The organism is Pseudomonas sp. MH9.3 (genome assembly GCF_034354675.1).
GTDB lineage: Bacteria > Pseudomonadota > Gammaproteobacteria > Pseudomonadales > Pseudomonadaceae > Aquipseudomonas.
Genome location: NZ_CP133785.1, coordinates 321,901 through 332,078, shown reverse-complemented (window position 1 = coordinate 332,078; position 10,178 = coordinate 321,901). Strand labels below are relative to the sequence as shown.

Annotated in this window: 5 protein-coding genes and 1 riboswitch; all 5 genes read right to left on the bottom strand. The window is 64.4% G+C overall.

The genetic code is table 11. The features are described 5' to 3' along the window. Window positions 1-1,507 precede the first annotated feature (1,507 nt). The 5 genes from RHM60_RS01420 to RHM60_RS01400 all read right to left on the bottom strand — a co-directional run bounded on the left by RHM60_RS01420 (window position 1,508) and on the right by RHM60_RS01400 (window position 10,010). On the bottom strand, window positions 1,508-2,239 hold the full coding sequence (locus RHM60_RS01420) for a vWA domain-containing protein (RefSeq protein WP_231421812.1): 732 nt from the start codon (window positions 2,237-2,239) through the stop codon (window positions 1,508-1,510). Further along, entirely contained in the window at window positions 2,164-3,162 is a 999-nt protein-coding gene (locus tag RHM60_RS01415; RefSeq protein ID WP_322213360.1) for an ATP-binding protein, read from the bottom strand. Before RHM60_RS01415 ends, RHM60_RS01420 begins: the two co-directional genes overlap by 76 nt. Window positions 3,163-3,498: 336 nt before the next feature. Next, entirely contained in the window at window positions 3,499-7,260 is a 3,762-nt protein-coding gene (gene cobN, locus RHM60_RS01410) for a cobaltochelatase subunit CobN (protein WP_322213359.1), read from the bottom strand. A 3-nt stretch (window positions 7,261-7,263) separates the two neighbouring features. Continuing rightward, window positions 7,264-8,325: a cobalamin biosynthesis protein CobW gene (gene cobW / locus RHM60_RS01405; protein ID WP_209981239.1), complete on the bottom strand. Its 1,062-nt coding sequence runs from the start codon at window positions 8,323-8,325 to the stop codon at window positions 7,264-7,266. A 92-nt stretch (window positions 8,326-8,417) separates the two neighbouring features. Continuing rightward, window positions 8,418-8,618, bottom strand: a riboswitch (cobalamin riboswitch). A 51-nt stretch (window positions 8,619-8,669) separates the two neighbouring features. After that, window positions 8,670-10,010 carry a M10 family metallopeptidase C-terminal domain-containing protein gene (locus RHM60_RS01400; RefSeq protein ID WP_322213358.1) on the bottom strand — a complete coding sequence of 447 codons (1,341 nt, stop codon included), beginning with the start codon at window positions 10,008-10,010 and terminating at the stop codon, window positions 8,670-8,672. Between the last annotated feature and the right edge of the window lie 168 nt (window positions 10,011-10,178).

Here is a 10,178-nt window from a genome sequence, read left to right as displayed (position 1 = left end):
GGGGGTAACCTGCCTGATAAGTCACGGGGGAGAAGAAAGTCCGTTTTCAGCTGCCGTTTGAATCGGGCGTGCTGGGCGCCTTGAAATAGCGGGCGCAGCCGGGGACCTGAAGAGGCTTCCGGCAGGCTTGGAAAATTAAGGGATTTGGCAGGCGGGAGGTGACATGGGAAGCGGGGACAAGCGGAATGGGAAAAGGTTTCACTTGAGGCTTATTGTGGAGAGCGAGCTTGCCCTGATGCCAGTCAGTTAAGCGCAGAGTCCCTGTGGCGAGCAGGCTTGTCCTGCGTTGGGCTGCGCAGCAGCCCCAAAATCAGGCGCTGAGCCGTATCAGGTACACCGCGTTTTGCTGGATTGGGGGCGCTTCGCACCCCAACGCGGGGCAAGCCCTAATGCCGTTCAGTTAAGCCAACGTGATGCTCGAAGCAACGAGCCGTGCGACTTTTCGGTGTACATATCGGTTTGTGCGGTAACGGCGACTTAGGGTTCCGCCCTGACGGCGGGTCACTTTTGGAAAAGAGCCCGGAATGCCGGCCCAGCCAAAAGTAACCAAAAGGGCTCTTGCCCCAACACTCGGCACCTCGCCCGGGCTCGGTGTGCCCGAACGCAGGCTTTGGAGCGTGGGCCGCCGCGATGGGCCATCCTTGGCCCAGCGCGGCTAACCCGGCGTCCTGCCGGGTTACCCACGCTCCAAAGCCTGCGTTCGGCCAGCGTGTTTGACGGGGCGCTCCAGATCAAAAGCAAAAGCAAAAGCAAAAGCGTGGCGGCCTGAGAGCCGACCTAAATGGTCTGCCGAACGAGGTACAAAATGTGGGAGGGGGCTTGCTCCCGATGGCGTCGGCCCAGCAAACATTGACGTTGACTGACCCACCGCTTTCGCGGGCAAGTCGAATCGTCGCACTGCCGCTCCCACAGGGGAGCTGCGCTTAACTGAACGGCATTAGGGCAAGCCCTGATGCCAGTCAGTTAAGAGAGCGCTATGCTCATAGCGACGCAGATCAAATGTGGGAGCGGGCTTGCCCGCGAAGGCGTTGGCCAAGCAAACATTGACGCTGGCTGACCCACCGCTTTCGCGGGCAAGCCCGCTCCCACATGTTGTACCTCGTTCGGCAGACCATTTAGGTCGGCTCTCGGGCCGCCGCGCTTTTGCTTTTGATCTGGAAGCGCCCCGTCAAACACGCTGGCCGAGCGCCGGCTTGAATCCGTGGGTAACCCGGCAGGACGCCGGGTTAGCCGAACTGGGCCAGGGATGGCCCATTGCGGCGGCCCACGGATTCAAGCCTGCGTTCGGGCACACCGAGCATTAGCGAGGTGCCGAGTGTTGGGGCGAAGGCTTTTTGGTTACTTTTGTGCCTTTACAAAAGTGACCCGCTGTAAGAGCGGAACCTTAAGTCGCCGTTACCGCAGAAACGGATATGTACACCGAAAAATCGCCTTCGTGGGCAAGCCCCGCACCCACAGGACCCGCTCGCCACAGATTGAAACGGCTTACACAGGATGCTCTGCAGCGCTACCTGGCGTCGATATGCTGATAGTCCAGGTTCAATCCGTCTGCCAGCTGTTGCGCCCTTCCCAGCCGGATCGGACCGCGTTCGATATCCACCAGCAAGCCCGGACAGTCGAGTTGGGGCAGTTGATCGATGGCCTTGAGTCGGCCATCCGTGATGATCAACAGGCGTTGCTGCTCAGTGGGATGACGTTTGCGCCGCACCTGCAGCCACTGCGCGGCCTCGCTCAATGCCGCGAGCAAGGGCGTGCCGCCGCCGGCGCCCAGTTGCGCAAGCCAGTCGGCCAGGCCCTTGGCGGCTTTCAGGCCTTGTACCTGCCACTGCGGCGATGGCCCGCTGGCGGTCAGCAAGGCCATGCGCGCCCGTTGCCGGTAAGCGTCATCGAACAACTGCGCGAGCAGGCCCTTGGCATCGGTCAGTGCGCTGTGCCGTCGGGTGGAGGCCGAGGCGTCGACGATGACCAGCCACAGCTCATGGGTCGCTCGATTGCGCTGCTGGAAGCGTAAATCCTCACGCGAATGCGGGCGACCGCCGAGCAGGGTGCCCGGCCAGTTGACCGTGCCCTGCTCTGCGTCGCGCGCCTTGCCGTGCCTGCCGCTGGTGACTCTGCCCGCTCGGGGCCGTGCATCCGCCCCCGGGTCAGGTCGAGGGCGGATGCCTAGGGCTTTTTTGGCCAGGTGGGCACTTCGCGGCGCGCGCCGGTGGGCAGTGCCGGTGCGGGCAGGTCGCCCCACTGGCCCTGGCCCGGCGAGGTGTCCGACGGCTGCGCAGACTGGCCTTGACCGGGCGGGCTCGCCGGTGGGGATTGCTGCTGACGGCGATGACGCAAGGCAAACTCGGCCACGGCCTGGATGTCTTCCTCGGCGATGGCATCGGCGCCGCGCCAGGCTGCATGGGCACGGGCGCCGCGCAACCAGACCAGGTCGGCGCGCAGGCCGTCGACACCGGCGGCGAAACAGCGCTCGGTGATCTGCGCCAGCGCCTCATCATCCAGGGCAATACGCTCCAGCCGCTCACGCGCCTGGGTGCAACGCGCGCGCAAGGCGGCCTGGGGCTCGGCCCATTGCGCGCAGAAGGCAGCGGGGTCGCTGTCGAAATCCAGGCGGCGGCGGATGATCTGCCCACGCTCGGCCGGCAAGGTGTAGCCGCTCAACGCCACGTTGAACCCGAAGCGATCGAGCAGCTGCGGGCGCAACTCCCCCTCCTCCGGGTTCATGGTGCCGATCAGCACGAAGCGGGCCGCATGCCGGTGGGAGATGCCATCGCGCTCGATCAGGTTGGTGCCGCTGGCGGCAACGTCCAGCAGCAGGTCGACCAGGTGGTCGGGCAGCAGGTTGACTTCATCCACATACAGCACGCCGCCATCGGCCTTGGCCAACACGCCGGCGGAAAACTGCGCGCGGCCTTCGCCCAGCGCCGCGTCGAGGTCGAGGGTGCCGACCAGCCGCTCTTCGGTGGCGCCCAGGGGCAAGGTGACGAACTGCCCGCTGGCGAGCAGGTCCGCCAGGCCACGGGCCAGGGTGGACTTGGCCATGCCGCGCGGACCTTCGATCAGCACACCGCCGATCTTCGGGTCGATGGCGGCCAGGCACAGCGCCAGCTTCAGGTCGTCGGCGCCGACGACGGCGGACAGCGGGAAATGTGGAATATCGGTCATGCCGGTTCTCTTTAAATTCTGCTACTTATTGTGGCGAGCGGGCTTGCCCCGCGTTGGGCTGCGAAGCAGCCCTAAAACCAAACGCCACGTTCTTTCAGGAAGACCAGGTTGAACTTATTGGGGCTGCTACGCAGCCCAACGCGGGGCAAGCCCGAATGCCGTTCAGTTAAGCGCAGACTCCCTGTGGCGAGCAGGCTTGTCCTGCGTTGGGCTGCGCAGCAGCCCCAAAGCCAGGCGCTGAGCCGTATCAGGTACACCGCGTTTTGCTCGATTGGGGGCGCTTCGCACCCCAACGCGGGGCAAGCCCGCTCGCCACAGTGTTGGTACGCTCACTCATCAGCTGTCTTCTTCTATATCGAGCAACAGGTTTTCCAGCGCTTCACGGTAGGCGCCCGGCGCTTGCCACTGGCCGCGTTGCTGGGCTTCGAGCATGCGTTCGGTCATGTCACGCAACGCCGCCGGGTTGTGCTGCTGCACGAAGGCGCGGGTGTCCGGGTCGAGCAGGTAGGCGTCGGCGAGCAAGGCGTATTGGTGATCGTCGATCAGCTCGGTGGTGGCGTCGAAGGCGAACAGGTTGTCCACGGTGGCGGCCATCTCGAACGCGCCTTTGTAGCCATGGCGCTTCACGCCGTCGATCCACTTGGGGTTGGCCGCACGGGAGCGAATCACCCGGTTGAGTTCTTCCTTCAGCGTGCGGATTTTCGGCAGGTCCGGCTGGCTGTGGTCGCCATGGTAGCTGGCGGCCTTGTCGCCGCTGAGGGTTTCCACGGCGGCGAGCATGCCGCCCTGGAACTGGTAGTAGTCGTTGGAATCGAGCAGGTCGTGCTCGCGATTGTCCTGGTTCTGCACCACCGCCTGCACCTGGCTCAGGCGCCGCGCGAAAGGCTCGCGGGCCTCGGTGCCTTCATCGGCACCGCCGTAGGCGTAGCCGCCCCAATTAAGGTAGACCTCGGCCAGGTCCTCGCGGCTCTGCCACAGGCGCCCGTCAATCGCGCCCTGCACACCGGCACCGTAGGCGCCCGGTTTGGCGCCGAAGATGCGCCAGCCCGCCTGTTTCGCCGCCGCGTCTTCGTCCAGGCCGGCCATGCGCAGAGCCTCGCGCTCACTGCGCACCTTGGCCGCCAGCGGGTTCATGTCGTCCGGCTCATCGAGCGCCGCCACCGCCTGCACCGCCGCATCGAACAGGCGGATCAGGTTGGCGAAGGCGTCGCGGAAAAACCCGGACACACGCAGCGTCACGTCCACGCGCGGGCGGTCGAGCAGGCTGATCGGCAGGATCTCGAAGTCGTCCACGCGCTGGCTGCCGGTGGCCCACACCGGGCGCACGCCCATCAGTGCCATGGCCTGGGCGATGTCATCGCCGCCGGTGCGCATGGTGGCGGTGCCCCACACCGACAGGCCGAGCTGGCGCAGGTGGTCGCCGTGGTCCTGCAAGTGCCGCTCGAGGATCAGGTTGGCCGACTGGAAACCGATGCGCCAGGCGGTGGTGGTCGGCAGGTTGCGTACGTCCACGCTGAAAAAGTTACGCCCGGTGGGCAGCACGTCGAGGCGCCCACGGCTCGGCGCGCCGCTGGGGCCCGCCGGGACGAAGCGGCCACTCAAGGCATCCAGCAAACCGCGCATTTCCGCCGGGCCGCAGGCATCCAGGCGCGGCGCGACGATGATGCGCAAATGCTCGATCACCGCTTTCACGTCCTCCCAGCCCGGCGCCTCAAGCTGCTCCAGCGGGCCTTCGAGCGCCTGCTCGATCAAGCGCGCCGCGTACAGTTCCAGACGTTCGCGGGTGTCACCGGCGGTGCGCCAACGCTGTGGATCGATGCGCTGCAATACGTCGGGGCGCGGGCCGCTCCATGGCTCGGCCAACGCGCAGTCCAGCGGGTCGAAGCCCAGCGCGAATGCCTTGGCCAACACGCGCAGCAGACTCGATTGCGCGCCGCGACCGTCGTCACGCGGAATGCGCAGCAACGCCAGCAACGTGTCGATGCGCAGGCGGCCTTGGGGCGACTCACCAAAGATATGCAGGCCGTCGCGGATCTGCGACTCCTTGAGATCGCACAGGTAGGTGTCAAGGCGCGGCAGCCACACGGACGCCTCGGCGTCGCTGTCCAGCGCCAGCTCCTGGTCGATCCGGGTTTCGCGCACCAGCGCGAGGATGTCCTTTTGCAGCGCCAGCGCGCGCCGCGGGTCGAGCAACTGCGCTTCGTAATATTCGTCCGCCAGCAGCTCGAGGTTGCGCAGCGGGCCGTAGGTTTCGGCGCGGGTCAGCGGCGGCATCAGGTGGTCGATGATCACCGCCTGAGTACGCCGCTTGGCCTGGGCGCCCTCCCCCGGATCGTTGACGATGAACGGATAGATATTCGGCAACGGCCCGAGCAATGCGTCCGGCCAGCAGTTCTCCGACAGGCCCACGCCCTTGCCCGGCAGCCATTCGAGGTTGCCGTGCTTGCCAACGTGAATCACACCGTGAGCGCCGTAGGTGTGGCGCAGCCAGAAGTAGAACGCCAGGTAGCCATGGGGCGGCACCAGGTCGGGGTCGTGGTACACGGCGCTGGCGTCCACCTGATAACCCCGCGCCGGCTGGATGCCGACGAAGGTCAGGCCCAGGCGCAACCCGGCGATCATCAGGCGGCCATCGCGGCACATCGGATCATTCTGCGGCGCGCCCCAGCGCTCGAGCACCGCCTGTTGATTGGCGGCGGGCAGGCGCGCAAACATCGTCGCGTAGTCGTCCAGGCCCAGGCTCTGGTGGCAGGGCCGCAGGTCGAGGCTGTCGAGGTCGTTGGTGACGCCGCCGAGCAGCTCGTGGATCAGCGCCGTGCCGCTTTCCGGCAACGCGTCCGGTAGCGGATAACCTTCGGCCTGCAAGGCACGCAGGATATTCAGCGCGGCGGCCGGAGTATCCAGGCCCACGCCGTTGCCGATGCGGCCGTCGCGGGTCGGGTAGTTGGCGAGGATCAGCGCGATGCGTTTGTCGCCATTGGGCACCCGCGCCAGTTCGACCCAGCGTCGCGCCAGCTCGGCGACGAAGTCCATGCGCTCGGGCGCGGCGCGGTAGCACACCACGTCCGACTGGCTGCGCTCGCTGCGCCAGGCCAGGTCCTTGAAGCTGATGGGCCGGCTGATGATGCGCCCGTCCAGCTCCGGCAAGGCGATGTGCATCGCCAGATCGCGCGGGCCGAGACCCTGTGCGCTGGCTTCCCAGCCGGGCTGGTTGTCTTGCGCGCAGATCGCCTGGATCACCGGGATATTGCGGCGAAACGGGCGCAGATGCGGTGCTTCGGGGCTGGACTGGGCAAAGCCGGTGGTGTTGAGGATCACCGCCGCCTGTACCTCGTCGAGCAGGTCCTCGACCACCGTGAGGCAGCCGGGCTCTTTGAGGCTGGCCACCGCCATCGGCAGCGGGTTGAGGCCCGCCGCCTGCAAGCGTTGACAGAACACGTCGATAAAACCGGTGTTGGCCGCCTGCAAATGCGAGCGGTAGAACAGTACCGCTGCGACCGGCAGATCAGCGCGCCACGCCGCCTGCCAGTCCTGCAGTGTGGCATTGGCGTTATGCGGGTGATAAATGGCAGTCCGCGGCAGGGTCTGCGGCTCGGCCCACGCATAGTCGCGGCCCAGATAGCCCGAGGCCAGACAGCGATAGAAATTCAGCGCATTGCCCAAACCGCCCTGGCGCAGGAAGTGCCACAGACGGTCGCGCTCCTGCACCCCGACGGTGCTCAGGCTGCCCAGCTCCGGGTCCGGGCGGTCGCACCCCGGCACCAGAATCAGCTGCACGCCGCGCTCGGCCAATGCCACCAGACGCTCGACGCCATAGCGCCAATAGCCGATGCCGCCATGCAGCGAGATCAGGATCACCTTGGCGTGGCGCAGCACCTGGTCCACGTAGAGGTCGACCGAGGCATGGTTCTGCACCTGCATCGGGTTGGCCAGGCGCAGGCTGGGATAGTCGTCGGGCAACTGCCGGGCCGCTTCGGCCAGCAGCGCCAGGCTCGAGTCACCGCTGCACAGAATCACCAGTTCAGCGGGGGTCTGTCCAAGGTCGGCAATATTGTCGTCCGAGACGAAACCACCGGGCTGGGTCCTGAGCAGGTGCATGGCTTAAACGCTGAGCGCGGCGCGCAGTTGCGCTTCGAGGCCAGCGGCGTCCAGCTCCTGGCCGATCAGCACCAGGCGCGTGATGCGCGCTTCGTCGGCACCCCAGGCGCGGTCGAAGTGCTTGTCAAAGCGGGTGCCTACGCCCTGGATCAACAGGCGCATCGGTTTGTTGGGAATGGCGGCAAAACCCTTGATACGCAGGATGCCGTGCTGCACTACCAGTTGGGCGAGCGCATCGAGCAGCAGCGCTTCGTCGGCTTGCGGCAGGTCGATGGAGATGGAGTCGAAGGCGTCGTGATCGTGGTCGTCTTCACCTTCGTGGTGCGCATCGTGATGGCTGTGGCGCGCGTCGATGTGTTCTTCGGAGCCGGCGCCAAGGCCGATCAGTACGTCCAACGGCACACGGCCGCTGCTGGCTTCGATGACCTTGACCGCCGGCGGCAGCTCTTCGGCGACTTCCAGACGCACGCGGGCCAGGTCTTCGGGGCTGATCAGGTCGGCCTTGTTGAGGATCACCAGGTCTGCGCTGGCCAGTTGGTCGGCGAACAGTTCGTGCAGCGGCGATTCGTGGTCCAGGTTCGGGTCGAGCTTGCGCTGGGCGTCGACCTGGTCCGGGAAGGCGGCAAAGGTGCCGGCGGCCACGGCCGGGCTGTCGACCACGGTGATCACCGCATCCACGGTGCAGGCGCTGCGGATTTCCGGCCACTGGAAGGCCTGCACCAAGGGTTTTGGCAGGGCCAGGCCCGAGGTTTCAATAAGGATATGGTCAAGGTCGCCGCGACGGGCCACCAGTTCGCGCATCACCGGGAAGAACTCTTCCTGCACGGTGCAGCACAGGCAGCCGTTGGCCAGTTCATACACGCGGCCGTTGGCTTCTTCCTCGGTGCAACCGATGGAGCACTGCTTGAGGATTTCACCGTCGATGCCCAGCTCGCCGAACTCGTTGACGATCACCGCGATGCGGCGGCCCTGGGCGTTGTCCAGCATATGGCGCAACAGGGTGGTCTTGCCCGAGCCGAGGAAGCCGGTGACGATAGTGACGGGAAGTTTGGCCAGTGTTTTCATCGGATGCCCTTTGGGGCGGGCATACGGGACGATAGGCCCTGCGACGGCGCGCAGCAGCGGATTTCGTCACCGGATCACCCCGCCCGGTTGAATTGGAAAATCGGTTGCGAGGCAGGTCTCCTGGCTTGGGGCTTGCGGGTCATGCGACCGGCGCCGACTGCGCCTTCCCGCCGGATCGGCAGTGGCGTGGCAGTCAGCAGAACCCTTCACAGTTGCGGGGGCAGCCGCGGCTTGAACCGCGTTCCCTTCTTAGCTTCGACCTGGGCCGAAGAACCTCGAAGGCGCAAGGCTACGCAGTGCATGGCAAGCGGTCAATGTCGGAAACCCGGGACCCGGACGCCGATCTACACATAGCGATGTTTGATGGGCACATTCGTCACGATGTCGGCGAGCGCTATGCGCCCCTGGCTTTCAAGGTAGAAATCAATTTCGCCGTTGCCTGTCAGGTCAAGCACCAGCCACGACTCGTTATTTTGCGGATTGTAACCCAGCCCCGCCTCCCCGGGTCGGCCGGAAAGCCGGTTGACGAAGGTGAGGTCGTGGAGGCCATGCTTGCGCAGCAATCCAGAAATATCGATTTTGTCCTGACCGGTGACGAAGTCCGTCAACACGTCAGGGCTGCGTAACGTCGAATCGGTGGCGGTGTCGTACACGAAGGTATCGCGGCCTGCGCCGCCGTACAGACGATCGACACCGCCACCGCCTTTGAGCCGGTTGTCGGCGGCGTTGCCGATCAACACATCATTGCCGGAACCGCCGATGGCGTTCTCCACGGTAACGTCCCTGGCGATGGAGACATTCCCCGTCTTCCCACCAACATTGGAGAAGGTTTCAGCGTTCAGGTTGATCACCTGGTTCTGGTAATAGCGAGAGAAATCCAGCGTATCGTTACCACCGCCGTCCCAGACGCAAAAGACGGCGCCGTCCCACGGGGACACCAGTGAAAGATCGTCTCGCCGGGTATTGGAATTGAAGCCGTAGGTGGTATCCGTGTTACGGGTCGTGTAATTGGCGCCGTAGACCTTTTGGGCCCAGGCAATGTCGGTCATCAACGGTGCCGAGGCGTACTCGCCCTTGTGATCATGACCTGTATCGCTCGCTTCGAAATAGCTCATGACCGAGTAGGCCCGGCTGTCCTCGGCGAAAATGGCATGCGTGCCGTACTTGATCGGGCCCTTTAACGCTTCATAGTTTCCGGGGTGGGCAGCGCCCAGCCAATGGCCGATTTCGTGGGTCAGCGTTTGGCGTCCAAAGCCATTTACGGTGGGCGCGTGATTGAACGAGTGTCTGGAGTTGAGGCGCACTCGCCCAGAATTGCCGGAACGCATGGCATCGGCGACACTTGGCCTCGCGCTATTGACGAAACGTAACAGGGCGTCGGGCGTAACGGCGTCTTCCTCGAACTCGATATTCGCTACATCTGCCCAGGACCGCATTGAAAGACGGGCCTGCGATTGCTGGGTTTGATTAAACCGAGTTTCCTCTGGTGCAACTTCACGAAACGTATAACCCACCCGCACTACTTTATCGTTATTACGGTCCTGCCATCGGCGCTGCCTTCGATCTATTTGGCTGGCGGCTTGACCGGTGGACCAGGACGGCTTGCTGGAGACCGCATGATAGTGCGGGTTGCGAGCATCCTGTGCCTTGTAGTGCGGGCCGGCGGCTTCAACGTGCGAATTCATAATATCTTGACTGACAATCGGAGGATTTAAACTGGCGCGCGATATAACAGACATAAAAAGGCCTTATCAACTTAATGGATAACATCAACTTCAGCGCGCCTACCTTCCGATATCCACTCACGGAAAAAAAGTGCATCAGACCCGCAAAATAATAGGAGATATTACTTG

Excerpts from the sequence above, each read along its gene's own strand:
- cobN (WP_322213359.1), bottom strand. The coding sequence starts at position 7,260 with ATGCACCTGCTCAGGACCCAGCCCGGTGGTTTCGTCTCGGACGACAAT.
- RHM60_RS01415 (WP_322213360.1), bottom strand. The coding sequence starts at position 3,162 with ATGACCGATATTCCACATTTCCCGCTGTCCGCCGTCGTCGGCGCCGAC.
- RHM60_RS01400 (WP_322213358.1), bottom strand. The coding sequence starts at position 10,010 with ATGAATTCGCACGTTGAAGCCGCCGGCCCGCACTACAAGGCACAGGAT.
- cobW (WP_209981239.1), bottom strand. The coding sequence starts at position 8,325 with ATGAAAACACTGGCCAAACTTCCCGTCACTATCGTCACCGGCTTCCTC.